The sequence below is a fragment of the Mycobacterium sp. E802 genome, assembly GCF_001666875.1.
Lineage (GTDB): Bacteria > Actinomycetota > Actinomycetes > Mycobacteriales > Mycobacteriaceae > Mycobacterium.
Genome location: NZ_LZJD01000142.1, coordinates 41,445 through 65,062, shown reverse-complemented (window position 1 = coordinate 65,062; position 23,618 = coordinate 41,445). Strand labels below are relative to the sequence as shown.

25 protein-coding genes and 1 tRNA gene are annotated in these 23,618 nt (G+C 66.5%); 15 read left to right on the top strand and 11 right to left on the bottom strand.

The window, feature by feature from the left end; translation table 11 throughout:
* Position 1 precedes the first annotated feature (1 nt).
* The 5 genes from A5699_RS20625 to A5699_RS20605 all read left to right on the top strand — a co-directional run bounded on the left by A5699_RS20625 (position 2) and on the right by A5699_RS20605 (position 3,344).
* Positions 2-208, top strand: a complete 207-nt coding sequence (locus A5699_RS20625) for a ferredoxin (RefSeq protein WP_067773102.1) — start codon at positions 2-4, stop codon at positions 206-208.
* A gap of 12 nt (positions 209-220) precedes the next feature.
* Complete coding sequence (locus A5699_RS20620) at positions 221-760, top strand: nuclear transport factor 2 family protein (protein ID WP_067773100.1); 540 nt, start codon at positions 221-223, stop codon at positions 758-760.
* 92 nt (positions 761-852) lie between these two features.
* Complete coding sequence (locus tag A5699_RS20615) at positions 853-1,986, top strand: NDMA-dependent alcohol dehydrogenase (protein WP_067773157.1); 1,134 nt, start codon at positions 853-855, stop codon at positions 1,984-1,986.
* Positions 1,987-2,064: 78 nt separating this feature from the next.
* Positions 2,065-2,490: a nuclear transport factor 2 family protein gene (locus tag A5699_RS20610; RefSeq protein ID WP_067773097.1), complete on the top strand. Its 426-nt coding sequence runs from the start codon at positions 2,065-2,067 to the stop codon at positions 2,488-2,490.
* A 29-nt stretch (positions 2,491-2,519) separates the two neighbouring features.
* On the top strand, positions 2,520-3,344 hold the full coding sequence (locus A5699_RS20605; protein ID WP_067773154.1) for an SDR family NAD(P)-dependent oxidoreductase: 825 nt from the start codon (positions 2,520-2,522) through the stop codon (positions 3,342-3,344).
* Here the strand turns inward: A5699_RS20605 and A5699_RS20600 are convergent.
* Positions 3,341-3,646, bottom strand: coding sequence for a hypothetical protein (locus tag A5699_RS20600; protein ID WP_067773152.1), 306 nt, complete (start codon positions 3,644-3,646; stop codon positions 3,341-3,343). The two genes, A5699_RS20605 and A5699_RS20600, sit on opposite strands and share 4 nt — an antisense overlap.
* Positions 3,647-3,753: 107 nt before the next feature.
* Between A5699_RS20600 and A5699_RS20595 the strand changes: the two genes are divergently transcribed.
* Positions 3,754-4,170 (top strand): HIT family protein, encoded by a 417-nt coding sequence (locus tag A5699_RS20595; protein ID WP_067773149.1) that lies wholly within the window; start codon positions 3,754-3,756, stop codon positions 4,168-4,170.
* On the opposite strand, the gene A5699_RS20590 is transcribed toward A5699_RS20595, so the two are convergent.
* Both A5699_RS20590 and A5699_RS20585 read right to left on the bottom strand, forming a co-directional pair.
* On the bottom strand, positions 4,130-5,563 hold the full coding sequence (locus tag A5699_RS20590; protein ID WP_067773093.1) for a cell wall metabolism sensor histidine kinase WalK: 1,434 nt from the start codon (positions 5,561-5,563) through the stop codon (positions 4,130-4,132). The two genes, A5699_RS20595 and A5699_RS20590, sit on opposite strands and share 41 nt — an antisense overlap.
* A 30-nt stretch (positions 5,564-5,593) precedes the next feature.
* Positions 5,594-6,313, bottom strand: coding sequence for a response regulator transcription factor (locus tag A5699_RS20585; RefSeq protein WP_067773090.1), 720 nt, complete (start codon positions 6,311-6,313; stop codon positions 5,594-5,596).
* A 96-nt stretch (positions 6,314-6,409) separates the two neighbouring features.
* Here A5699_RS20585 and A5699_RS20580 point away from each other — a divergent pair, with 96 nt between their 5' ends.
* From A5699_RS20580 to A5699_RS28715, 3 genes are all read left to right on the top strand, one after another.
* Positions 6,410-7,225 (top strand): hypothetical protein, encoded by an 816-nt coding sequence (locus A5699_RS20580; protein WP_067773087.1) that lies wholly within the window; start codon positions 6,410-6,412, stop codon positions 7,223-7,225.
* Positions 7,226-7,252: 27 nt separating this feature from the next.
* Positions 7,253-7,327, top strand: a tRNA-Thr gene (locus A5699_RS20575).
* Positions 7,328-7,367: 40 nt separating this feature from the next.
* Positions 7,368-7,772, top strand: a complete 405-nt coding sequence (locus A5699_RS28715) for an HNH endonuclease (RefSeq protein ID WP_082957804.1) — start codon at positions 7,368-7,370, stop codon at positions 7,770-7,772.
* Here the strand turns inward: A5699_RS28715 and A5699_RS20570 are convergent.
* The 7 genes from A5699_RS20570 to A5699_RS20545 form a co-directional block, all read right to left on the bottom strand.
* Entirely contained in the window at positions 7,769-9,430 is a 1,662-nt protein-coding gene (locus A5699_RS20570; protein ID WP_067773084.1) for an ABC-F family ATP-binding cassette domain-containing protein, read from the bottom strand. The genes A5699_RS28715 and A5699_RS20570 overlap by 4 nt on opposite strands.
* An 85-nt stretch (positions 9,431-9,515) precedes the next feature.
* Positions 9,516-9,911: a type II toxin-antitoxin system VapC family toxin gene (locus A5699_RS20565; RefSeq protein WP_067773081.1), complete on the bottom strand. Its 396-nt coding sequence runs from the start codon at positions 9,909-9,911 to the stop codon at positions 9,516-9,518.
* Positions 9,896-10,135: a hypothetical protein gene (locus A5699_RS20560; protein ID WP_067773077.1), complete on the bottom strand. Its 240-nt coding sequence runs from the start codon at positions 10,133-10,135 to the stop codon at positions 9,896-9,898. Before A5699_RS20560 ends, A5699_RS20565 begins: the two co-directional genes overlap by 16 nt.
* Positions 10,136-10,201: 66 nt before the next feature.
* Positions 10,202-10,357 carry a hypothetical protein gene (locus A5699_RS29675; protein ID WP_197508347.1) on the bottom strand — a complete coding sequence of 52 codons (156 nt, stop codon included), beginning with the start codon at positions 10,355-10,357 and terminating at the stop codon, positions 10,202-10,204.
* Positions 10,358-10,395: 38 nt separating this feature from the next.
* Positions 10,396-11,541: a cellulase family glycosylhydrolase gene (locus A5699_RS20555; RefSeq protein ID WP_067773074.1), complete on the bottom strand. Its 1,146-nt coding sequence runs from the start codon at positions 11,539-11,541 to the stop codon at positions 10,396-10,398.
* Between the two features lie 97 nt (positions 11,542-11,638).
* Positions 11,639-12,340 carry a cutinase family protein gene (locus tag A5699_RS20550; protein ID WP_067773071.1) on the bottom strand — a complete coding sequence of 234 codons (702 nt, stop codon included), beginning with the start codon at positions 12,338-12,340 and terminating at the stop codon, positions 11,639-11,641.
* Positions 12,341-12,421: 81 nt separating this feature from the next.
* Positions 12,422-13,054, bottom strand: a complete 633-nt coding sequence (locus A5699_RS20545; protein ID WP_369806737.1) for a M15 family metallopeptidase — start codon at positions 13,052-13,054, stop codon at positions 12,422-12,424.
* Positions 13,055-13,173: 119 nt separating this feature from the next.
* Between A5699_RS20545 and A5699_RS20540 the strand changes: the two genes are divergently transcribed.
* Together A5699_RS20540 and A5699_RS20535 are read left to right on the top strand one after the other, a co-directional pair.
* The gene (locus A5699_RS20540; protein ID WP_067773068.1) at positions 13,174-16,359 is read left to right on the top strand and encodes an adenylate/guanylate cyclase domain-containing protein; all 3,186 of its coding nucleotides are present in this window, start codon (positions 13,174-13,176) and stop codon (positions 16,357-16,359) included.
* The gene (locus A5699_RS20535) at positions 16,356-18,065 is read left to right on the top strand and encodes an FAD-dependent oxidoreductase (RefSeq protein WP_067773065.1); all 1,710 of its coding nucleotides are present in this window, start codon (positions 16,356-16,358) and stop codon (positions 18,063-18,065) included. Before A5699_RS20540 ends, A5699_RS20535 begins: the two co-directional genes overlap by 4 nt.
* Here A5699_RS20535 and A5699_RS20530 read toward each other — a convergent pair.
* The gene (locus A5699_RS20530) at positions 18,013-18,912 is read right to left on the bottom strand and encodes a DUF5995 family protein (protein WP_067773062.1); all 900 of its coding nucleotides are present in this window, start codon (positions 18,910-18,912) and stop codon (positions 18,013-18,015) included. The genes A5699_RS20535 and A5699_RS20530 overlap by 53 nt on opposite strands.
* 211 nt (positions 18,913-19,123) lie before the next feature.
* Between A5699_RS20530 and A5699_RS20525 the strand changes: the two genes are divergently transcribed.
* From A5699_RS20525 to A5699_RS20510, 4 genes are read left to right on the top strand one after another with little or no spacing between them, the layout of a single operon-like run.
* Positions 19,124-21,514 (top strand): xanthine dehydrogenase family protein molybdopterin-binding subunit, encoded by a 2,391-nt coding sequence (locus tag A5699_RS20525; protein WP_067773059.1) that lies wholly within the window; start codon positions 19,124-19,126, stop codon positions 21,512-21,514.
* A gap of 17 nt (positions 21,515-21,531) precedes the next feature.
* Positions 21,532-22,236, top strand: coding sequence for an SRPBCC family protein (locus A5699_RS20520; RefSeq protein ID WP_067773056.1), 705 nt, complete (start codon positions 21,532-21,534; stop codon positions 22,234-22,236).
* A complete protein-coding gene (locus A5699_RS20515) occupies positions 22,233-23,120 on the top strand; it encodes a xanthine dehydrogenase family protein subunit M (protein ID WP_067773053.1) in 888 nt (295 codons plus the stop codon). Before A5699_RS20520 ends, A5699_RS20515 begins: the two co-directional genes overlap by 4 nt.
* The gene (locus tag A5699_RS20510) at positions 23,113-23,580 is read left to right on the top strand and encodes a (2Fe-2S)-binding protein (RefSeq protein WP_067773050.1); all 468 of its coding nucleotides are present in this window, start codon (positions 23,113-23,115) and stop codon (positions 23,578-23,580) included. The genes A5699_RS20515 and A5699_RS20510 overlap by 8 nt, the downstream gene beginning before the upstream one ends.
* The last annotated feature ends 38 nt before the right edge of the window (positions 23,581-23,618 follow it).

Sequence of the window (23,618 nt, the reverse complement as noted above, 5' to 3'; positions counted from 1 at the left end):
CATGGGCTGCTACCGCGTGGAACTCGACGAGGATCTGTGCCAAGGCCACGCCATGTGCGAGTTGGAAGCGCCGGACGTGTTCCGGGTACCCAAGCGCGGCGTCGTCGAAATCCTCGATCACGAGCCACCCGACGAACTCCGCGATGCCGTGGAGATGGCCGTCGACATGTGTCCTACCCGAGCACTCTCAATCATTGAGAACGACTGAAAGGAAAAGCCAATGGCGTCAAGAAACGAGCTCGAAGCCTGGTCCGACCGCTGGCTCAAGGCCAACCAGGAGGCCGAGAAGGCCGGTGACTGGAAGCCGCTGGCCGACTTCTACACCGAAGATGCCACCTACGGCTGGAACATCGGTCCCAAGGAAGACGTGATGTGCGTCGGGCGCGACGAGATCCGCGACGTGGCACTGGGCCTGGAGATGGAGGGCCTGGAGAACTGGGTCTACGAGTACCAGCGGGTGCTGATCGACGAGAAGCAGAACGAGATCGTCGGCTTCTGGAAGCAGGTCGCCAACAAGAGTGACGGCAGCAAGGACGAGATCTACGGCATCGGCGGCAGCTGGTTCCGGCTCAACGATCAGCTGCTCATCGAATGGCAGCGGGATTTCTTCGATTTCGGCCACGTGCAGAAGGCATTCCTGAAGCTGATCGAGTCCGGCGATCTGACGCCCACCATGCAGAAGCGCATCGAGCGCAGCCTGGCCGGCGAAAAGCTGCCCGGCTACTACCCGTTGGGTGAAGCGCCGGTCAAGATCTGGTAGTTCCCGGCCAAGCAGTTGCTTGGGGGTGGGTGTGACCCACGCAACTAATGGCTCTAGTCTGTGGTCACGGCTCTAGCGGAAGGCACATGCGCATGAAGACAAAAGGCGCTCTCATCTGGGAGTTCAACCAACCATGGTCGATCGAGGAAATCGAGATCGGTGACCCCGTCAAGGACGAGGTCAAGATCCAGATGGAAGCCGCGGGCATGTGCCATTCCGACCACCACCTGGTGACCGGTGACATCCCGATGGCAGGTTTCCCGGTGCTCGGCGGCCACGAAGGCGCCGGCATCGTGACCGAGGTCGGCCCCGGCGTCGACCACATCAAGCCGGGCGACCACGTGGTGCTGTCGTTCATTCCGTCCTGTGGTGAATGTCCGGCCTGTCAGGAGGGTCTGCGCAACCTGTGCGACTTGGGCGCAGGCCTGCTGGGCGGCACCGCGGTGTCCGACGGCACGCACCGCGTCCACGCGGTCAAGAACGGCCAGCCCGTCATCCCGATGACGCTGCTGGGCACGTTCAGCCCGTACATGGTGGTCCACAAGAGCTCGGTGGTGAAGATCGACCCGTCCATCCCGTTCGAGGTTGCCTGCCTCGTCGGGTGCGGTGTCACCACCGGTTACGGCTCGGCTGTCCGCAGCGGCGACGTCCGTCCCGGTGACGACGTTGTCATCGTCGGCGTCGGCGGCGTCGGCACCGGTGCGCTGCAGGGTGCCCTGGCCGCCGGTGCCCGTAACGTCTTCGTCGTCGACCCGGTCGAGTTCAAGCGCGACAATGCCCTGAAGTTCGGTGCCACCCACGCCTACCCCGACATCTTCAGCGCGATGGCCGGGGTCGCCGAGGTCACCGAGGGCCGGATGGCGCACAAGACGATCGTCACCGTGGGCGAGCTCAAGGGTGAAGACATCGACCACTACATGAACATCACCGCCAAGGGCGGCACCGTGGTGGCCACCGCGGTCGCCAACATGGCCAGCAACGACGTCAAGCTGAACCTGTCGATGCTGACACTGCTGCAGAAGCGCCTGCAGGGCACCATCTTCGGTGGCGGCAACCCGCACCATGACATCCCGCAACTGCTGAGCATGTACAAGGCCGGCCGGCTGAACCTGGACGACATGGTCACCCGGCAGTACAAGCTGGAGCAGATCAACGACGGGTACCGGGACATGCTCGAGGGCCGCAACATCCGCGGCGTCATCCGCTACACGGACGCAGATCGCTGATCACTCTGCGGTTTGTGGAGCGGTAGCCGTCACCAGTACGGCTGCCGCTCCACAAATCAGGGGCATGAAGGGAATTTCGTGACCGAAACACAAACCGAGACCCCCGTCGTCCTCGCCTCCCGCTCGTCGTGGAAGTGCGTGCAGACCGGTGACCGTGAGGGCTGGCTGGCGCTGATGGCCGACGATGTCGTGGTCGAGGACCCGATCGGTGAGGCCGTCACCAACCCCGACGGCACCGGGGTGCGCGGCAAGGAAGCCCTCGGCGCGTTCTACGACACCAACATCGGGCCCAACGAGCTGACCGTCACGTGCGAGGAGACGTTCCCCTCGAGCTCGCCGACCGAGATCGCCTACATCCTGGTGTTGCGCACCAAGTTTCCCAACGGGTTCACCGCGACCGTGCGCGGGGTCTTCACCTACAAGGTGAACGACGAAGGACTGATCACCAACCTGCGTGGCTACTGGAACATGGATGCCATGCAGTTCGCCCAGGAAGAGAACTGACCGGCGGTACGCTCGCCGGCCGCGGCGCGATCGTGGTCGGCGGCACCCGTGGCATCGGCCTGGCGGTCGCCCAACTGCTGGCCGATCAAGGCGCCGGCGTGGTGGTCAACGGCCGTGACGCCGACGCGGCACAGGCCGCCGCACAACGCATTTCCGGTGTCGCCCATGCCGGTTCCCCCGCCGATCCCGACGTGGCCGACGCGCTCGTCGAGACGTGCATGTCCGAGTTCGGCCGCCTCGACATCCTGATCAACTGTGCCGGCACCGCCGAGCCGGTCGGCTCATCGATCCTGAACGTCACCAGTGCCGAATTCCGCGACCTGCTCGACGCACATCTGGGCACGGTGTTCGAGACCTGCCGTGCGGCAGCTCCGAAGATGGTCGCTCAGGGCGGCGGAGCCATCGTCAACACCAGTTCCTTTGCGTTCCTGGGCGATTACGGTGGCAGCGGCTATCCGGCGGGCAAGGGCGCGGTCAACGGGCTCACCCTGGCGATCGCCGCCGAGCTCAAGGAGCACGGGGTGCGCGCCAATGTGGTGTGCCCCGGCGCCCGCACCCGGTTGTCCACCGGATCGGACTACGAGCAGCACATTGCCGAGCTCAACCGGCGCGGATTGCTCGACGACGTCAGCATGCAGGGCGCGCTGGACGCGGCGCCGCCGGAGTACGTCGCCCCCACCTACGGCTATCTGGCGAGCGACGCCGCACAGGACGTGACCGGCCGCATCTTCATCGCCGCCGGCGGATTCATCGGCGAATTCACCCGTCCGTCACCGGGTTTCATTGGATACCGCGACCACCACAGCACCCCGCCATGGACAGCGGCCGAGTTACACGAGCTGATCGGCAGTTAACCGCACAAGCCGCGGCCAGAACGGCCACGCCACGCTGTCCGACCGCGCAGGCCGGTGTGGTGCATGACCGGAAGCTTCAGCGGACGGTAGTAGGTGAGCACCACCTGGTCCTCGTCGTGCGACGACGGAGTACAGGAGTGGAATTTCCAGCCATCCAGGCTGCGCCCGGCGATCTTGGGGTGGTCGACGACATCCCACCACGTATCGGCCGGCACATCCAGGTCGATCCACTCGAAATCGGTGGACCGCCCGGACAGGGCTTGGTCATCACTGTCAGCTTCCCGCTTGACCGCGTCGGTCACGATCGACATCCTTCAGGCAAAATTACTAAGCCCCACTAGTCAACCGGGTTTCCGTTTCCTGCGCAACGAGATCGGCATCTCATTCGGCCATCACTATGCTCGTGGCCATGGCGTCCGTCTTCACGAAGATCATCAACGGAGAACTGCCCGGACGATTCGTCTACCAAGACGATGAGATCGTCGCGTTCCTCACCATCGCGCCGATGACGCAGGGGCACACCCTCGTGGTTCCGCGCGCCGAGATCGACAACTGGCAGGACGTCGAGCCGGCGGTGTTCGGCCGGGTGATGGAGGTGTCGCAGCTGATCGGCAAGGCCGTGTGCCGCGCCTTCGGCGCCGAGCGCGCCGGCGTCATCATCGCCGGCCTGGAAGTGCCGCACCTGCACGTGCACGTCTTCCCCGCCTACAACCTGACCGATTTCGGCTTCGCCCACGTCGACAACAATCCGTCCGCCGCGTCCCTCGACGAGGCGCAGGCCAAGATCAAAGCTGCGCTGGCAGATCTGCAATCCTCGGCAGGCTGACGGTGAACCGGCAGCCCTGACCCGGTGCCGTGGTCACCCGCACCTTTCCCCCGTGGGCGAGCACCAGCGAATGCACGATCGACAGCCCCAGCCCGGTACCGCCGCTGGCCCGGGCACGTGACGTATCGGCCCGGTAGAACCGCTCGAATATCCGCTGCGCATCGTCGGCGGTCATGCCGGGGCCCTCGTCGCACACCTCGATGACCGCGTCGTTCCCCTCGGTGCCCACGCGCACCGTGATCCCGGCGGTGTCCGGGGTGTGCTGCACCGCGTTGGCGACCAGGTTGCTCAGCACCTGGCGCAACCGGGCCTCGTCGCCCAGCACCTCAGGCGTGCCCGGGCCGTCGAACACCTCCATGCGCACGCGCCGGCCCGGAGCGATCGACTGGGTGTCGTGGACCGCGTCGGTCGCCAACGTCAACAGGTCGACCCGATGCTGATCCAGCGGCCGCTGCGCATCCAGCCGAGCCAGCAGCAGCAGATCCTCGACCAGCAGGCCCATCCGCCGGGACTCGCTCTCGATCCGGCCCATCAACATCTCGACATCGCGGGCCGCCCCCTGGCGGTACAGCTCGGCGAATCCGCGGATCGTGGTCAGCGGGGTCCGCAGTTCGTGGCTGGCATCGGTGATGAACCGTCGCATGCGCTCCTCGGACGTGCGCGCCTGCTCGGCGGAGGCCTCCGACGACGCGACAGCCCGCTGGATCTGCGCGAGCATCCCGTTGAGCGCCAGGGACAGCCGGCCCACCTCGGTACGTGGATCACGTTCGGGCACACGACGATCCAACTGCCCGGCCGCAATGGCGGCCGCAGTCTGTTCCACCTCGACCAGCGGACGCAGGCTGCGGTGTACGACGGCGTAGCCGACGATGCCGAGGAACAACAACACGACCGTGCCGATGCCGACCTGCGACCAGATCAATGCCCGGACCGACGACTGCACGTCGGACAGATCGATCGCCACGGTGGTGCGTTCCCCGTTGGGGCCCTGCACCGTCATGGCTCGCCACTGCACGTCGGATGACCCGACCGAGCCGACGGTCACCGGCTGGGGCCCGACATCGTTGTCGTCGGGCAGCGAGGGTTCTGCCTCTCGGTCGTTGATCGCGATCCAGGTTCGGCCATCCTGGTCGACGCCGCGCACATAGAAGTTCGACGGCGGGCGCGCCGGGTTCGGCCCCTCCAGCGGGGTCGAGGGCATCTGGTGCGGCTCCTGCGCCCACCCTCGCGAGGCGTCCAGCAGCGTCTGATCGACACGGCTGATCTCGGTGTGCCGCATGATCGAGGTCACCGCGATGCCGGAGGCCAACAGCCCGCAGGCCACCAGGAACAGCACGACGGCCACCAGGCCGACCCGCAGCGGCACCCCATGCCGCTCTACCCGGTCAAACACCCCAAAAGTATGCCGCCGACGCCGCGAGCGTCAGCGTGGCTCGCGCAAAACGTAGCCGACGCCGCGCAGCGTGTGCAGCAGGCGCTTTTCGCCGGTGTCGACCTTGCGACGCAGGTAGGACACGTAGGACTCGACGACGTTGACGTCTCCGCCGAAGTCGTACCGCCACACGTGGTCGAGGATCTTCGGCTTCGACAAGACGGTGCCCGCATTGATGATGAAGTAGCGCAGCAACGTGAACTCGGTCGGTGACAGCGAGACGGGTTCGCCGGCCTTCCACACCTCGTGGGTGTCCTCGTCGAGCTCGATGTCGGCGAAGGACAACTTGGCGCTGCGCGGTTCCTCGACCCCCTTGCCGGACCGGCGCAGGATCACCCGCAGCCGGGCCACGACCTCTTCGAGACTGAACGGCTTGGTCACGTAGTCGTCGCCGCCGAGGGTCAGCCCGGCGATCTTGTCTTGCAGGCTGTCCCGCGCGGTGAGGAAGAGCGCCGGCGCGTCGATGCCGTCGGCCCGCAGCCGACGCAGCAGGCCGAAGCCGTCCATGCCGGGCATCATCACGTCGAGGATCACCGCGTCCGGCCGGACTTCCCTGGCCTTGTCGAGGGCTGCTGCGCCGTTGGACGCGGTGTGCACCTCGAACCCTTGGAACTTCAGGCTGACGGAAAGCAACTCCACGATGTTGGCCTCGTCGTCGACGACGAGTATCCGGGCTTCCGGGACGCTCTCAGGTAATGCAGGCATGGCCATTCCCTGATGTTGGTGGTGCGTGTTGAACTCAACCTGCATGCACGCTGTGCACTTCCTGTGAGTTTAGCTGTGATCCGGGTAACTACACTGGCGCCCATGAACCTCGGCAGAACCCTGGTGCGAGTTGCCACTGCGCCGGTGCGCATCGGGCTGGCCGTGGCAGATGTCGGGCTGGGCATCGCCGGCGAGACACTCGGCGCCGTGCAGCGGGGGATCACCGATTCCAACCCGCTGGGCGGCCGGTCGTCTATGGCGGGCCTCCTCGGGCTCGACGACGCGGTGGAGCGGGCCAACCGGCTGGCCCGGCTGCTCGACGACGACGCACCACTGGGTCGCGCACTGGCGCCGGACGGTCCGGTGAACCGTTTGCTGCGACCGGGCGGACTGGTCGACCAGATCACGGCCGAGGGCGGCCTGCTGGACCGACTGACCGCCGACAACGGCGCCGTGGCCCGGGCCGTCGCGCCCGGCGGCCTGGTGGATCAGATCACGCTCGAGGGCGGCCTGCTGGACCGGCTGACCACCGACGACGGGGCGTTGTCCAGGGTGATCGCCCCGGGCGGGCTGGCCGATCAACTGCTGGCCAACGACGGTTTGATCGAGCGAATTCTGCGTGAGGACGGCGTCGCCGATCGCCTGCTGGCCGAGGGCGGCCTGCTCGACACCCTGACCGATCCCGACGGCCCACTGCTCAAACTCGCCGACGTGGCCGACACGTTGAACCGGCTGGCGCCCGGCCTGGAGGCCCTGGCTCCCACCATCGACGCACTACACGACGCGGTCATCACGCTCAGCCAGGTCGTCAACCCCTTGAGCAACATCGCCGACCGCATCCCGCTGCCCCGGCGATCGTCGCGACGGAGCACTCCGCGCCCGGTCGTCTCCCAGCGGATTGTCGACGCCGACGAGTGACCCGTTAAGCTAGGGCGCGTTCCACCTGCCTCCTTAGCTCAGTGGTAGAGCAACATACTTGTAATATGTAGGTCATCGGTTCAATCCCGATAGGGGGCTCCACGCGCGCCGTTTTGTCGGTGCCTGGCAGTAACTTCCACATATGAGGCTCTGTCAAGGCTGCGGGTCACCGCTGGCGAAGCGCAGCCAGAAGATTTACTGCAGCAACGCATGTCACGTCGAGGCTCGTCGTGAGGCCAGTACCAAGCGTTGGCTCGAAACCGGCGAGGCGTGGATTGACGGCCGCCGCGGTCACTACATCCGGCAGTATCTCGCCGCGGCCCAGTCAGGTTGCTGTGCAATCTGCGGCGCCGCCAGCACCTGGCAGGAGCTCCCCCTGACATTGATCATGGACCACATCGACGGAAACCCGACGAACAACCGTAGAGAAAACCTGCGGCTGGTGTGCCCGAACTGTGACTCCCAGCTCCCGACGTACAAGAGCCGGAATCGCGGTAATGGGCGGCATTTTCGTCGCCAGCGTTACGCCAACGGTCAGTCGTATTAGAGCTCGGATACCCGGCCGTTCTCCACCGCCCATCGGCGGTCCAGCCGTACGTTCTGCAGCATTCGCCGGTCGTGCGTCACCAGCAGGAGCGCACCTTCATAGCTCTCCAGCGCCTGTTCGAGCTGCTCGATGGCGGGCAGGTCGAGGTGGTTGGTCGGCTCGTCGAGAACCAGCACATTGGTGCCGCGGGCCTGTAGCAGCGCCAAGCCTGCGCGGGTGCGCTCTCCGGGTGAGAGCTGGTCCACCACGCGCTCCACGTGGTCGGCCCGCAAGCCGAACTTGGCCAACAGAGTTCGTACGTCCGCGGTCGACCAGGATGGCAGATACTGCTCGAAGCGGTCGACCAGTCGCGCGGTACCGGTGAAATCCACACGGGCCTGGTCGATCTCGCCGATGGCGACGTTGGCCCCCAACGCCGCACGGCCGTCGTCGGGCTGTTGTCGGCCGAGCAGCAGACTGAGCAATGTCGATTTGCCCGCCCCGTTGGGTCCGGTGATGCCGATCCTGTCGCCGGCATCGACTTGCAATGAGACAGGTCCGAGAACGAAGTCCCCTTGCCGCACAAGTGCATTGTCGAGCGTCGCCACCACCGAGCTGGATCGTGGCGCGGTGCCGATGGTGAACTGCAGTGTCCATTCCTTGCGCGGTTCGTCGACTTCTTCCAGTCGGGCGATGCGGCTCTCCATCTGCCGGACCTTCTGCGCCTGCTTCTCACTGGATTCGGTGGCGGCTCGACGCCGGATCTTGTCGTTGTCCGGCGCCTTGCGGATCGCGTTGCGGACGCCCTGACTCGACCATTCGCGCTGAGTGCGCGCGCGGGCCACCAAGTCGGCTTTCTTCTCGGCGAACTCTTCGTATTGTTCGCGCTTGTGCCGGCGGCTTACCTCGCGTTCTTCCAGATAGCTTTCGTATCCGCCGCCGTAGACGGTGTTGGTGTGCTGCGCCAAATCCAGTTCCAGCACCCGAGTGACGCTGCGGGCCAGGAACTCCCGGTCGTGGCTCACCAGCACCACGCCGCCGCGAAGGTCGCGGACGAACTGCTCGAGTCGGGCCAGCCCGTCGAGGTCGAGATCGTTGGTCGGCTCATCGAGCAGGACGACGTCGAAACGCGACAGCAGGAGTGCCGCCAGCCCCACCCGCGCCGCCTGTCCCCCGGACAGCGCGGCCATCGGCGTGAAATCAGGTTGCACCATGTCGGTGTCGAGTCCCAGATCGGCCAGGACCGCCGGAATCCGGTCGTCGAGATCGGCCGCGCCGGCAGCGAGCCAGTGATCCAGGGCGGCAGCGTAGATATCGGCCAGGTCAACGCCCGGCAGCGCATGCGGCTCGGCCAGTGCCGCGGCCGCCGCTTCCATGGCCCGCGTGGCGTCGGTGCAGCCAGTGCGGCGTGCGATGTAGGCCGCGACGGTCTCCCCCGGAATCCGCTCATGTTCCTGTGGCAGCCACCCGATGAACGCGTCGGACGGGGCGACGCGGACCGTCCCCGCGAGCGGCGCGAGCACACCGGCCAGAATCCGCAACAGCGTGCTCTTGCCTGCGCCATTCGCGCCGACAACCCCGACCACGTCGCCCGGCGCCACGGTCAGATCCAGGTTGTCGAACAGGGTGCGATGGGCGAATCCGCCGGCCACGTCCTTGGCGACAAGCGTTGCGGTCATGGCCCTATGGTCGCATCGCCGTGGGTGGCGTTGAGCGTTGCCGCCCGGGCCTGAAGCGGTTCCACCGATATGGGATTGGCGGACGTCACACTTCGGCGAGGTCGACCAGGCTAAGCTGGGGGATTCGCTCGAAGTGGCGTCGATTCCGCGTTGCAAACGGCAAGTTGTTGCGGATACAGATTCCGGCTTGCAGGCAATCGGCGAAACCGATCGGCGTGCCCGCGTCGCGTAGAAGTGACGCGGCTTCACCTGCTCGCAGCCCAGCAGCCATGTCGAGCGGCAGAGTCCGCGCTTTCAGCAGCTTTAGTATCTCCTGATGGCACCGGTGAAAATCGGTGCCCATGCGAAGCTCGAAAGCAGTTAGAGCCGTCAGCCGGATCCGCCGAGAACTGATCAGTTCACGCACGAGCGAAACGCCGGCACCCTTACCTCGCAGAAAATCGATCACCAGATCGGTGTCGACAACTACGAGGCCCGCCACGTCTCCCGCATTTCCCGAATTGCCTGTGTTGCCAGGTCTGCGTCGGCATCGGTGAACGTGCCCTCCAAGCTGAGCAGGGCGTCGACCTCATCCGGAGCAACACTCGCCAAGTAGGCATCGAGTGCCTCTTGAACGATCGATGAGAACCCGCGTACGCCTCGCTGCTGCGCCAACGCGCTCAGTGCACGGTGCTGAGGTTCGGTGATCTCGACGGTCGTGCGCATGCATGCATTCTAGCATCAATGCAGGTAGGGGCATCAACCGGGAATTGATTTCCCTGAGCCCAGCCGTCAGGTCTCGTCGGCGATCTGCTCGCGGCTCTCGTGCAACCCGGGGCCGTCCGGATCCTCACCTTGGTGATCGAGATCGTGCTGAAACTCCCGCTGGCCCTCGGTCGTCTCCCGGGCGTCCTTCGGTATCGGTCGGCCGTCCTCGCGTTGCTCCATAGCCCCGTTTATTCACCCGCCGGGCCGGGGCCAAACGTTCAGACGCGGGTGGTCAGCTTTCGCAGGGTCTGGTATTCGGTGACCTTGTACGGCCGGCCGTCCGGCTGCAACAGGTCGCTGAACCACACGTTGGGCACCTTGGTATACGGCTTGTCCCACGAGTCCCAGGGGAAGTACGTCTGGGTCTTTCCGGCCACCAACCCCCAGCTGTAGGCAGCAACGTTGTGTCGCTTGGCCACCGGCAGCACGCCCTCGACCGTGCTGCCCTGATCGCGTGCCAGGTACTCGGTGCACAGGATCGGTCGACCCAGCGGGGCGAGTTCGTCGATGCGGGCCTCGAATTCGGCGGGGCCGGCATAGGAATGGAACGAGATGACGTCGGAGTTGTCGAGCTGGAAGGCGGCCATCTCGCTGCGGTGTGCCCGGTCCCAACTGCCCTGCCACACCCCGCTGGTCAACGGCTGGTCGGCATTGACCGACCGCGCCCATCCGAAGACCTCGGGTAGCAGGCCGCCGACCGCGTCGATCTTGTCCTTGCGTTCCACCTTGCGGTATTGCTTGGCCGGGTTGTCCGGCTCGTTCCACAGGTCCCAGCCCAGCACGCGGTTGTCGTTGCGGAACTGGCTCATCACCCCGACGACGTAGTCACGCAGCACGGGCCGGTAACGCGGGTCGTCGATGCGTTGCGCCCCGGGGCTCTGCACCCAGCCCGAGTTGTGCACTCCCGGTGTCGGTGCGCGTTGGGCACCGACCTGTGGCCGCGGATCCCAGCATGAATCGAAGAACACGAACAGCGGCTTGATGCCGTGGCGGGCCGAGATCCCGACGAATTGCCCCAGCCGGCTTTGGAATCCGGCCCGGTCCTGCGCCCACAGCAGGTCGTGCAGGAATACGCGTACGGTGTTGAAGCCCAGCAGCCGGCAGGCGCCCAACTCGCTGTCGATGCGCCGTGCGTCGTAGGTGCCCGGTCCGAACATCTCGAGCTGGTTGATCGCGTTCGAGGTGATGAAGTTGGTGCCGACGAGCCAGCCCTGCGCCTGGTACCACGCGTTGGCACGTTCGACGGGCCATTGCCCGGGCGCCGCGGTGGCGCGCGGGAGGACGGAAAGCGCGGACAGTGCGGGAGTGAGGGCCGCTGACGCTGCCAGTACCAGCGGGATCTTGAGGGCCGTTCGACGGTGCACTTAGTGAACATAGTGGCGGCCGGCGCAGCCCTCAGCCTCACGTATCACATTGCAACCATTGAGGTTTCATATCGTTATCAACGCGCTGGAGCTATCCCTAGAGCCGGCCCACCGTGAAATCGGCGGCCTGGCCCGGCATCCCGTTGAACACATAGGCGGTGTGCGCGAAGGTGGGCACGCCGGCGGGTGTCCCGTCGCAGATGGAGTCACCCGCTTCACACAGCTCGATGGTCTTGTCCTTGTACCGCGGGCCGATCACCATGGGCGGTGCGCCGATGCCACGCATGAACTCGTCCGACGGCGTCCCGAGCAGCACCACCGAGGCCACGTGGTCGGACACCTCGAGCGGCATCGGGTCGGGGATGTACTGCTTGTACTCCGTCGGGATGCCGTCCGGCACGGCAGCCGAGGTGACGAATCCGGCCACCACGGCACCCTGCGAATAACCGCCCAACACCACCCTGGTGTCGGGGCAGTTCTTGGCGGTGGCCTCGATGTGGTCGGCGGCATCGCGGATACCGTCGACGACGGTCCTGGCGAACTCGATACGGTCACCGAAGTTGCCGCTGGCCGGGTAGTTCACCGGATACACCTCGACGGACCGCTCGCCGGTACGCGCACGCAGCGCGTCGACGAAGCTCTGGCCGGGACCACCCACCCCTGGTGGCTCGTAGGTGCCGCGGGCGAACACCACCTCAACATCAGGGCACGGCTGCGCCGATGCGCGGGGCAACGGTGCGACCACCACGGCGGAGGCGGCGATGAGCGCCGCGCCCATGATCAGTTTGAGGATGTTCATATCGACTCCCGGCCTGCTGGGCCCACCGGCCCGTGACGAACGTTGCCGTTCCCCATGCCTGCAATTCCCAAACCCGGCCGTCTATGCCAGCGGCACGTCCAGGTGCGGCCGCGGATCACCGGCGCCCGGGCCGTCGAAGTGCCACCACTCCCCCGGGTACACCGCCAGGCCACCGGCACTCATGGCCTCGCGCAGCCGGGCCCGGTTCTTCTGCGCCGCCGGGCTGACCCCCTCGGCGGCGTAGGCGTGGCTGCGCGGGGTGAAGTCGTCGAAGCCGGTGCCCATGTCGACGAGCGATCCCGCGTCGGCGATCGTGACGTCGACCGAGCGGCCGGCCTCATGACTGCGGGCGTAGTCGCCCGGTCGGGCCACCCAATTCGGATTCGGCACCGCCTCGAACATCCGTACCTGCACCTCATGTGGCCGGTAGCAGTCCCAGAACACCAGGGTTTCGGGCCGCAACGCGGCTGCGGCCGCGGCCAGGCCCGCGGCCATCGACTCGTGCACAAGGCACGGCGCCCCGACCGGGTACAACTGCCGGCCGACGAAGTTGTCGCTGGTCGCGTAGCGCAGGTCGACGATCGCGTCCGGAACGACCGACCGTACGTCGACAAGACCGGCCGCGGCCGCCGGTCGGGCACCGGCTGCGGGCGCGGGGGCGACAACCACGCCCGACACCAGCATCAGCGCGAGCAGAGCGGGACGCATCGACATATTGCACCACAACGGATTTGATTGCCGGTTCAAGCAAAGTTTCGTCGTTAACGACAATTTCACCGGAGTCGGTTGCGCGCAGGATACGCTTTTCCCGTTCCCTCGCAGGAAAACCGGAGATGAGCCGCGACGAAACGCAGACATCGATCGACGCACTGCTCGACCGAGCGGTACGTGCGTGCAATCGCGGCGACCGCGCTGCAGCAAATTCTCTGGCGGAACAGGTTCTGGCTGTCGACCATCGCAACGCCGACGCCGAAGACCTGCTCACGGCGGCTGCCGACCAAGGTGAGATCCGCCGCCTGACCCTGATGTTCATCGACCTTGTCGACTCGACGCTGTTGTCCACCCGGATCGAGCCCGAGACCTACCACACGGTGGTCGGCCGTTACCGGGCCGAGGTGAAGCGACTCGTCAATCACTATGAGGGACATATCAGTTCGACGAAAGGCGACGGTCTACTGGCCGTGTTCGGTCACCCCAGAGCGCACGAGGACGACACTCGCCGGGCAGTGGCGACGGGGCTGGAGATCACGCACGCCGTGGCCCGGCTGAGTGAGCAGGCCAAGCGTCGATTCGGCGTGGGGATCGATGTCCGGGTCGGCGTCCACCGGGGCATCGTCTACCTCGACACCGACCAGGACGACGTCTACGGTTTTGCCGCCAACTTCGCCGCCCGGATCTCCTCGCTGGCAACTCCGGGAACCGTTGCTGTGTCCGACGTGGTCGCGGTGTTGGTCAACGATACGTTCGAGCTCGCGGCGCGCCCGCCGGCGGCCGTCAAAGGTGTCGACGGATTGGTGGATCACCACCTCGTGCTCGCCGAGCATCCGCAAGCGGTCCTGGCGAAACCGGCACGCCTGGTCGGGCGACAACGCGAGCTGGCCTGGTTGCAACACACCTGGCCGCAGGTGCTGAAGGGAGTTTCCGAATGTCCCGGCGTCGCCTTCCTCGGTGAAGCCGGGATCGGAAAGACGCGGCTGGCGCACGCCGCGGCGGCGCTCGCCGAGGACAGCGGCGGCACGGTCGTGAAGATCCGCGGCTCACCCCTGCACACCGATGCGGGGCTCTACCCCGTCCGGCGTCTGTTGGAAGCGCGCTGCGGCATCACCCGACTCACCGCCGCCGCCGATCGGCTCCGCCTGCTGGAAGCCGAACTGCGCTCGCGCACAATGGACCCCGAAACGTACGTCCCGCTGCTCGCGCCGGTCCTCGGCGTCGGACCCGAACACGGATACCAGCCGGCCGCGGCCGAGGGCCGCAGCCTGTATGAGGCGATCGGCAGCGCGACGCATCGCTACCTGCTGGGGTGTCTCGACGGCAACCCCGGCCTGATCATCGCCGAGGATCTCCAGTGGTTCGACGCGTCGACCGTCTCCCTGATCGAATCGCTGTTCTCCGCCGCTGACGGCCGCCTGCTGATGGTGTTGACCACGCGCGAGCAGAAGGCACTGCATGCCGATTGGCCGATGGAGGTTTTCGAGCTCAAACCGCTGTCGGTCGAGGAGTCCGACGCGCTCATCGAGGCCATCGATCCCGAGCTGACATTGGCGCAACGCAGCGCCGTGCGCCGGCGCAGCGAGGGAATTCCGTTCTACATCGAACACATTCTGGCGGCGGTGGGGGCTTCGGGACCCGAACCCGTCCCCGAGGCGCTGTACGAGCCGTTGTTCGCACGCCTGCACACCCGCTCCAACGCCGTGCCCGTGGTGGAGGCCGCCGCTGTGATCGGCCGCAGCGGTGATCTGGCCCTGCTGCGGGCGGTGGTGGGAGACGACCACGACACCGAGCTCGTGGTCGCCGAATTGGTGGATGCCCAGGTGTTCGAGACCGACGGTGTTGATCGGTGGCGGTTCCGGCACGAACTGCTCCGGGAGGTGGCCGCCGAACTCGCCCCGCCCAGCGTGCAACGCGCCCTGCACGAGCGCGTGGCCGAAGAGCTGGTCCGGGCTGCCTCGAGCGTGCAGCCGGACTGGCACCTGGTGGCGCGACATTACGAGTGCGCGCACAATTTCGGCGAAGCCGTCACGGCCTACCGCAAGGCCTCGGTGGCCGCCCGTCGCCGCGGCGCGGCCGAAGAGGCCTGCACGTACCTGACGAACGCACTCAGCCAGCTCGCGCGCTGCACACCGGGGCCGGCACGGGAAAAGTTGGAGATCGCCATCCGGCTGGAACGCGGCTTTCTGATCGGCGCCGCGCACGGCAGCATGAGCGGTGACTGCCCCGCCGACTACCAGCGCTGCCTGGACCTGGCCACCACGGGGTCGTATCAGGACGAATTGTTCTGGGCGCTCAACGCTCTCGTGAGCTACTGCATCCCGCGGGCCGAACTCCAGCGCAGCCGGGAACTGCTCGATTCGTTGTCGGGACTGATCACCAAGGACCGGCCATGGCTTCATTCGGCGATCGCGTCGTCCATGGGTTCGGTGGCGTGGCTGCAGGGCGACTTCGCGGTGGCACGCAGCCACCTCCTGAGCGCACTCGACGACAGTTCGGCCGCCGACCCGCGGGCCCTGGACACCACCTGGTGGGGCAACACCGATCCCATCTCGGGCGCGCACACCTACCTGGCACTGAGCGATCTGATGCGCGCCGACCTCGCCGGCGCCGAGGATCACCTCGCCGAATCCGTGCGGCGGTGTGACCTTTTGGATTTCCCGGTCAACGCCTTCAACCGGGCCCACACGTATTTCAAACAGATCTGGGTGTCTCTGGAGAGCGGACAGATCGAGGCCGCGGCCACGTTGTCGGCCGGCATGCGCCGCTGCACCGAGGAGTCCGGCCTGGACCTGTGGCGGGTGGTCAGCGCCACCGTGTACGCCACGGTGAAAGCGATGGCCGCGCTGCGTTCGGGCGCCGACCCGGCGACCCTGATGGCGGCCGCGGACAACATCGCCAGGCGGGTCGACGGATCGCGCGTCATGCACCTCAACGTCTATCTGAACTTTCACGACGCGATCATCGGCCGATTGCTGATCGCGGCAGGTCAGCCGGATCTGGCCCGGGAACGGTTGGAGAAATCACTACTCATCGCAGGGGGAACGGGGATGCACTTTCACGACGCCGAATTGATGCGCATACGCGCCCACACCTTCACCGAGGAACCAGCGCGGCGCGCAGCGCTGGCCGACGCGTTGGCGTGTGCCCGCGAACAGCAGGCATTGCTGTTCGAACTGCGCTGTCACCTGGATTCGTTCGAGCTGTTGACAGACGGTGACTCCGACGGGCTGGCCTCGGCGCTGCACCGCCTCCCCGAGGACGTCCGGTTACCGGAACGCCAACTGGCAGAACGGATCCTGTCATGACGACGGTGGCGGTGCTCGGTGGTGGTATCGGCGGCCTGACCGCGGCCCACGAGCTGGCCGACCGCGGATTCGACGTGACCGTCTACGAGCGGCATACCGGGGCGTTCGGCGGCAAGGCCCGGTCGATGGCGTTCCCCGGGTCGGCCGCCGGAGGGCGCAAGGACCTGCCGGGCGAACACGGATTCCGGTTCTTCCCAGGGTTTTATCGACATGTCCCGGACACGATGGTGCGAATTCCCCACAACGGCCAGACCGTTGCCGACCATCTCGTCACGGCCACGCAGATGATGCTGGCGCAGCACAAGGGTGCCAACGAGATCATCGTGGCCACCCAGGTCGCGTCGGCACTCGACGATCTGTCGGCCACCATGAAGGCCATCTGGCAGCTGGGCGTGGGGCTGGGTATCCCACCGCAGGAGATGACCGTGTTTGTGGAACGGCTGCTCACCCTGCTGGCCTCGTGCGACGAGCGTCGCTTCGGCCAGTGGGAGCAGACGAGTTGGTGGGACTTCATCGGCGCGGCCAACCGCTCGCCGCAGTTCCAGAAGTTCCTGGCCAACGGGATGACCCGCACGCTGGTGGCGGCGAAGGCCACCGAGATCTCGGCGCGCACCGGCGGTTTGATCCTGTGCCAGTTGATGTTCGACCTGGTACGCCCGAACGGGAAGATGGACCGGGTGTTGGACGGGCCGACCAGTGACGTCTGGATCGATCCGTGGCTCGCCCACCTCGCCGGCCTCGGGGTGAACCTGTGTGGCGGCTACGAGGTCACCGGGATCGATTGTGACGGAACACAGATCACCGGCGTGACCATGTCCGTCGACGGCCACACCGAGCAGATCGTGGCCGATCACTACGTGGCGGCGATGCCCAAGGAACGCCTTGAACTGCTGCTGACGCCGCAGTTGTGTGCCGCCGAGCCACGGCTCACCGGGCTGCCGCGGCTGACGACCGACTGGATGAACGGCGCGATGTTCTACCTGGACGTCGACAAGCCCCTGGTTCACGGCCACGCCATCTTCATCGACTCCAAATGGTCGTTGACCGCGATCTCCCAAGGGCAGTTCTGGCGCAACTTCAACTGGGCGAATCGCGGCGACGGCCGGGTGGAAGGCATTCTCTCCGTGGATATCTCGGCCTGGGATGTGCCCGGTAGCACGGGGGACATCGCCAAGATGTGCAGTCGGGACGAGATTCGTGCCGAGGTGTGGAAGCAGATCACCGACCACATCGACGACGGCTCCCTGGCCAAGGCCAACGTGGTCGACTTCTTTCTCGATCCGGCAATCACATTCGGCAGTGGACAGAAAAAGGTCGAGGCGAAGAACGACGAGCCCTTGCTGATCAACACCAAGGGCTCATGGGCGGACCGCCCGGACGCCGTGACGGCCCTCCCCAACTTCGTCCTGGCCGCCGATTTCGTCCGCACCTACACCGACTTGGCGACGATGGAGGCCGCCAACGAGGCCGCGCGGCGCGCGGTCAATGGGATACTCGACGCCACCGGGTCGCCCGCGGCCAGATGCCCGGTGTGGCCGCTGCACGAGCCGCGGGCGTTGGAGCCGTTCCGCCGATGGGACAAGCTGCGCTGGCAACTGGGCCGGGGGCCCGTCCCACCGCCGATCAAGATCGACTACGCCGGGATACCGGAGACTACCGGCGCCCTCGCACGCGGCCTGCTCGCGCTACTGGGTGGCTCCGGCTGAGACTTCCCACGCCGGACTGTGCCGACATGTGCGGCTGCTCGGTAATGCCGGCAAGGGCGCGCAGGTTCCCTGCGACGTCTTGGTTCTCACCTGTGGTGATACTTCGCAGCACGACCGCGATCGGCGGCCACTTCGCCGGTGGCTCCAGATAGAAGGCGCCCAGGCCGGCCGCCCAGGCGAGCTGGTGGACCCGTTTCTCGTGCGCTGCCTCCGGATAGACGGCCAGACTGGTCGCGAAGTTCCAGGCTCCCTCCCGGAACTTGGTCAGAGTGTCCTTGATGAACAGGTCCTCCTTGGGGATCGCCCAGCGCAGCCACCGCACCCGCGGCGACCGGCGTTGGACGATGTCGAGCATGTCCGGCGTCTGAAGGGACACCAAGTCATTGACGCGTTCGAAATCGGCATGGATCTCGGGCAGCCGGTTCGCCGCGAGGTCGACGACCGCGATTCCCAGGTCGAAGCAGATGTGGGCGTTCAGGCTGGCGACCATGTGCTGCAGCATCGAGGCCTTGCGGTTGTGTTGGTTTAGGAACGCGATCTCCCACGGCAGGGTCAGCGCCTCCGGATCGTGCGAGCCCGGATGGAAAAAGGCGTTCAGCGCATCGAAGTACCGTCTCGCGAACACGCAGTCGAGTTGCTCGATCCACTGCGCATCGGTGAACTCGCCGGCGCGAGTGGCGCGCTGGATGGCGATCGTGCCGCGTTTGTACAAGGCGGCGAAGTAGCCGATCGTGCTGTTCGCCCGGATCGACCAGTCGATGACGAGGTCCAGATTGTGCACCACGCCGTCGAAGGTCGTGGCATCTTCTAGAGGCTGCAGAACATCGGTTTGCGTCGTCATCGTCATCCCACCTCCGTTGTCCGACGGAGTACAGGATCACCCTGTTCGGCGACCGTGTCGTGAGTAGCCGACTACCCTAGATTCACAGGGGAAATGACGCTCTCCCCTTCTGAGATATCGCTTACCAATGTACGATAATCACACTCTTGAGTCGGCGTCGCAGCCCTGACGACCACTTACTTACGCGCAGAAGCAACCGAGGGATTGGAGCGACCCTATGGCGTCAGCCGTACCGGAGACCGTCGCGACCCGCTATGCCGGCAGACGAGTCGAACGGGTGGAGGACACTCGCCTGCTCACCGGACGCGGAACCTACGTCGACGACATCTCACGACCCGGCATGCTGCACGCCTGCTTCGTGCGCAGCCCGTACGCGCACGCCAGGTTCACCACCGTCGACGCCACCGCGGCCCTGGCCCTGCCCGGGGTGCACGCCGTGCTCACCGCGGCCGATCTCAACCCCGAGGTCAAGGAGGCCTGGCACGCGGTCGCCGGCAAGGACGTCCCCGACACCCCACGGCCACCCCTGGCCGAGGGTGAGGTCAAGTTCGTCGGCGATCCGGTGGCTCTCGTCATCGCCGAGAGCCGGTATGTCGCCGAGGACGCGGTAGACCTCGTCGACGTCGACTACGAACCGCTGGCGGCGGTCGCCGACTTCCGCCAGGCGCTGACCTCCGAGGTCTCCGTGCACGAGGCCTTCCCGGACAACAATGCCGGCGGCATGGCCGGCATGCCGCCGGACGAAGAGGTCTTCGGTTCCGCCGCCCATGTGGTGAAAGAACACATCTATCAGCAAATGCATGTGCCGGTGCCGATCGAGTGCCGCGGCATGGTGGCGGAGTGGTCGGCCACTGGCACTTCGGCGGGCGAGCTGACCATCTGGGCCTCCACCCAGACCCCGCATGAGCTGCGTGCCTTCGCGGCCCGCCTGCTCGGCATCCCGGCCCAGCACGTTCGGGTCATCATGCGCGACACCGGCGGCGGATTCGGCCAGAAGGTCGTCCCGATGCGAGAGGACATGTGCATCATGCTGGCCGCCCGGCGGGTTGCTTCTGCGACGTCGAACGCGCGATCAGGCACAGCTCTCAAGTGGATCGAGGACCGCCGCGAGAACCTGATGTCGGCCGGCCAGTCCCGCCACGTCGACGGCGACGTCCGCATGGCCTTCGACTCCGACGGCACCATCCTGGCCGCCGACATCGACTTCATCCAGGATGTCGGCTCCTACCCGACCCCGTATCCGGTGCTGACCACCGCGGCCATCGGCATGTTCTTCCCTGGGCCGTACCGGGTGCCCAAGGCCAGCTTCAACTACAAGACGGTGTTCTCCAACACCGCGGGCCTGCACGCCTACCGCGGGCCCTGGCAGTACGAAACCCTCACCCGCGAAATCCTTCTCGACATCGCCGCCCGCAAGATGGACATGGATCCGGTGGAGCTGCGGCGCAAGAATCTGCTCCGCGGCGACGAGATGCCGTACTTCAACCCCAACGGCATGCCGTACGACCACGTCGCCCCGATCGAGACCTTCGAGCAGGCCGTCAAGATCCTCGACCACGAGGGATTCCGTAAAGAGCAAGCCGAGGCGCTGGCCCAAGGCCGCTACCTCGGGCTGGGCTTCTCGGCCTACATCGAGCCCACCGGCGCGGCCACCGGCCACCTGGCCAGCGAGGGTTGCACGATCCGGATGGAGCCGACCGGCAAGATCAACGTCTACGTCAACGGCGGGTCCACCGGAAACAGCTTGGAAACCACCGTGATTCAGCTGACTGCCGACGCACTGGGCGCCGATATCGACGATGTCGCCACGATCCAGGGCGATACCGCGGTGACGCCGTACGGCGCGGGTACCCAGGGCAGCCGCAGTGCGCCGATGACCGCGGGTGCGGTCAACGAGGCCGGCACCATCCTGCGCAACCAGCTGGTCGCGATGGCCGCGGCCCGGCTGGAGGTCGAGGAATCCGAGATCGAACTGGCCGGCTCGAAAGCCATAGCGCGCAACGATCCCGAGAAGAGCGTGAGCTTCGCCGATCTGGCCTACCGCGCACACTACGAACCCCAAATGCTGCCGCCGGGCATGTCCGCAAATCTCGAAGCGACCGCTCGCTACACCGCACCACCCACCGCTCCGATCCACTGGGCCAACGCGACCCACGCCTGCACGTGCGAGGTGGATGTCGTCACCGGCCACGTCACCCTCACCCGCTACATCGTCAGCGAGGATGTGGGCCCGATGATCAACCCCAACGTGGTCGAGGGCCAGATCGCCGGCGGTACCGTGCAGGGTATCGGCGGCGCACTGTTGGAGAAGCTGTCGTACGACGACGCCGGAAACCCGCTCTCCTCAACGTTTGTCGACTATCTGCTGCCCACTGCCACCGAGGTGCCGGTGATCGAGTACGGCCACGTCGAGATTCCCGGTCCCGGCGTCGGCGGCTACAAGGGCGCAGGCGAGGGCGGTGCCATCGGATCCACGCCCGCGGTGATCAACGCCGTCAACGACGCGCTTGCCCCGCTCGGGGTCACCTTGACCACACTGCCCGCCACGCCTGCGGCGATCGTCGAAGCCATCGAGCAGGCACAGGCAGCACGCTCGCAGAAACCATAAGGAAGGGACCACAAGTCGTGGAACTCAACAACGAATTCCGGGTCGCGGTACCGGCAGCGAAAACCTGGGAGGTGCTCACCGATGTCGAGCGCGTGGCACCGTGCCTTCCCGGCGCCACCCTGCTGAGCGTCGACGGTGACGATTTCACCGGTGCGGTCAAGGTGAAGGTCGGTCCGATCACGGTGGCCTACCAGGGCGAGGCCACCTTCCAGGAAAAGGACGCGGCCGCACAGCGCGTGGTGCTCAAGGCCAACGGCAAGGAGACCCGCGGCAACGGCACCGCCTCGGCCATCGTCACCGCCCAGCTCAAAGAGGAAGGCGCCGACTCCACGCTCGTTGTCGTCACCACCGATCTGGCCATTTCCGGCAAGGCCGCCCAGTTCGGCCGCGGCGTGCTGGCCGATGTCGCCGGAAGCCTGATCGACCAGTTCGCCCGCAGCCTGGAAGCCGAGCTGACCGGTGGCAGGTCCCAGGCACCCGCAGCCGAGACCGGCTCTGGTGAAACCCCGCAAGCACCGCAGGAGGCCGCGCCGATCAACGCGCTGGCCCTCGCGAAGGTGATGGCGGTGCCGATGGCCAAGCGTTTCGCCCCGGCCATCGGCGCGGTCGCCGCGGCCGGCGTGCTCGGATTCGTGTTGGGCCGCACGGGCCGCAAGAACCGTAAGCACAGTCCGCTGTCGGCCGACGATCTGCACGCCGCGCTGCTGCGGTTGGTGTCATGAAGCCGGCCCCGTTTGACTACCACCGGCCCGCGGATGTGGCCGAGGCGGTGGCCATGCTCGGCGAGTACGGCGAGGACGCCAAGGTCCTGGCCGGCGGCCAGAGCCTGGTGCCGATGCTGGCCATGCGCCTGACCCACTTCGACAACCTGATCGACATCTCCCGAATCCCCGAGCTCAACGACATCACGTTGCAGGGCAACGAGGTTCGGATCGGTGCCGCGACCCCGCACGCCATGGTCGGGCTCGACGACGAGGTCGCCGAGTCGGTTCCGCTGCTGACGCTGGCCACGCCGCACATCGGGCACTTCCAGATCCGCAGTCGCGGCACCCTGGGCGGCGCGATCGCGCACGCCGATCCGGCCGCCGAATACGCGGCCGTCGCCCTGGCGCTCGACGCCACGATCGAGGCCACCTCCGCACGCGGCACCCGCGAGATCCCCGCGACGGAGTTCTTCACCGGCCTGTGGGAGACCTCACTGGCCTCCGACGAGATCCTCACCGCAGTGCGCTTCCCGGTCGCAGCGGGCCGCAGTGGGTTCGGTATCGCCGAATTTGCACGGCGTCACGGCGATTTCGCGATCGCCGGCGCGGTGGTCGGTATCGAACTCGACGAGGATGACCGGATCACCCGCTGCGGCATCGGTCTGCTGGCCCTCGGCTCCACGCCGCTGCGGGCCACCGGCGCCGAAACTTCACTGCTCGGCACCCCGATCGGCGGCATCGCCGCCGACGAGATCGGTGCACTGGCCATGTCCGGCCTCACCGACATTCCCTCCGATCTGCAGGGCTCGGCGTCCTACCGGGCTCGGGTCGGTGCCGCCATGGTGTCCAGAGCCTGGACCCAGGCCGTCACGCACGTCACCGAGGAGGCGCTCCATGCATGAACTGCCCGTTGCACTTTCGGTCAACGGACGTGACTACCGCGATCAGGTCGAACCGCGCGTCACGCTCGCCGACTTCCTCCGGGAGAACTGCGGTCTGACCGGTACCCACCTCGGCTGCGAGCACGGCGCCTGCGGGGCCTGCACGGTCCTGCTGGACGGCCAGGCGGTCCGGTCCTGCCTAGTGTTCGCCGTCCAGGTGGACGGCCAGGAGGTGACCACGGTCGAGGGCATCGCCGGCCCGGACGGGGAACTGTCGCCGGTGCAGGCCGCCCTCAAGGAATGTCACGGCCTGCAATGCGGCTTCTGCACACCGGGATTCGTCACCTCGATCACCGCGATGCTGAACGACAACCCGAGCCCCACCGATGAGGAGATCCGCGAGGGGCTGTCAGGCAACTTCTGCCGCTGCACCGGCTACCAGGGCATCGTCAACGCGGTGCACCGGGCCTGCGAGGCCTAGAACCGACAACGCTGAAGGTTGCGGTCATGTGGTGACCG

What these genes read in the sequence shown, in the direction of transcription:
- A5699_RS20510 (WP_067773050.1), top strand. Translation starts at nt 23,113, where the DNA reads ATGCATGAACTGCCCGTTGCACTTTCGGTCAACGGACGTGACTACCGC.
- A5699_RS20585 (WP_067773090.1), bottom strand. Translation starts at nt 6,313, where the DNA reads ATGGCCATGCCTGCATTACCTGAGAGCGTCCCGGAAGCCCGGATACTC.
- A5699_RS29675 (WP_197508347.1), bottom strand. Translation starts at nt 10,357, where the DNA reads ATGGAGCAACGCGAGGACGGCCGACCGATACCGAAGGACGCCCGGGAG.
- A5699_RS20580 (WP_067773087.1), top strand. Translation starts at nt 6,410, where the DNA reads ATGAACCTCGGCAGAACCCTGGTGCGAGTTGCCACTGCGCCGGTGCGC.
- A5699_RS20525 (WP_067773059.1), top strand. Translation starts at nt 19,124, where the DNA reads ATGGCGTCAGCCGTACCGGAGACCGTCGCGACCCGCTATGCCGGCAGA.
- A5699_RS20560 (WP_067773077.1), bottom strand. Translation starts at nt 10,135, where the DNA reads ATGCGCACGACCGTCGAGATCACCGAACCTCAGCACCGTGCACTGAGC.
- A5699_RS20570 (WP_067773084.1), bottom strand. Translation starts at nt 9,430, where the DNA reads ATGACCGCAACGCTTGTCGCCAAGGACGTGGCCGGCGGATTCGCCCAT.
- A5699_RS20545 (WP_369806737.1), bottom strand. Translation starts at nt 13,054, where the DNA reads ATGTCGATGCGTCCCGCTCTGCTCGCGCTGATGCTGGTGTCGGGCGTG.
- A5699_RS20595 (WP_067773149.1), top strand. Translation starts at nt 3,754, where the DNA reads ATGGCGTCCGTCTTCACGAAGATCATCAACGGAGAACTGCCCGGACGA.
- A5699_RS20620 (WP_067773100.1), top strand. Translation starts at nt 221, where the DNA reads ATGGCGTCAAGAAACGAGCTCGAAGCCTGGTCCGACCGCTGGCTCAAG.
- A5699_RS20615 (WP_067773157.1), top strand. Translation starts at nt 853, where the DNA reads ATGAAGACAAAAGGCGCTCTCATCTGGGAGTTCAACCAACCATGGTCG.
- A5699_RS20540 (WP_067773068.1), top strand. Translation starts at nt 13,174, where the DNA reads ATGAGCCGCGACGAAACGCAGACATCGATCGACGCACTGCTCGACCGA.
- A5699_RS20535 (WP_067773065.1), top strand. Translation starts at nt 16,356, where the DNA reads ATGACGACGGTGGCGGTGCTCGGTGGTGGTATCGGCGGCCTGACCGCG.
- A5699_RS28715 (WP_082957804.1), top strand. Translation starts at nt 7,368, where the DNA reads ATGAGGCTCTGTCAAGGCTGCGGGTCACCGCTGGCGAAGCGCAGCCAG.
- A5699_RS20515 (WP_067773053.1), top strand. Translation starts at nt 22,233, where the DNA reads ATGAAGCCGGCCCCGTTTGACTACCACCGGCCCGCGGATGTGGCCGAG.
- A5699_RS20625 (WP_067773102.1), top strand. Translation starts at nt 2, where the DNA reads ATGGGCTGCTACCGCGTGGAACTCGACGAGGATCTGTGCCAAGGCCAC.
- A5699_RS20550 (WP_067773071.1), bottom strand. Translation starts at nt 12,340, where the DNA reads ATGAACATCCTCAAACTGATCATGGGCGCGGCGCTCATCGCCGCCTCC.
- A5699_RS20530 (WP_067773062.1), bottom strand. Translation starts at nt 18,912, where the DNA reads ATGACGATGACGACGCAAACCGATGTTCTGCAGCCTCTAGAAGATGCC.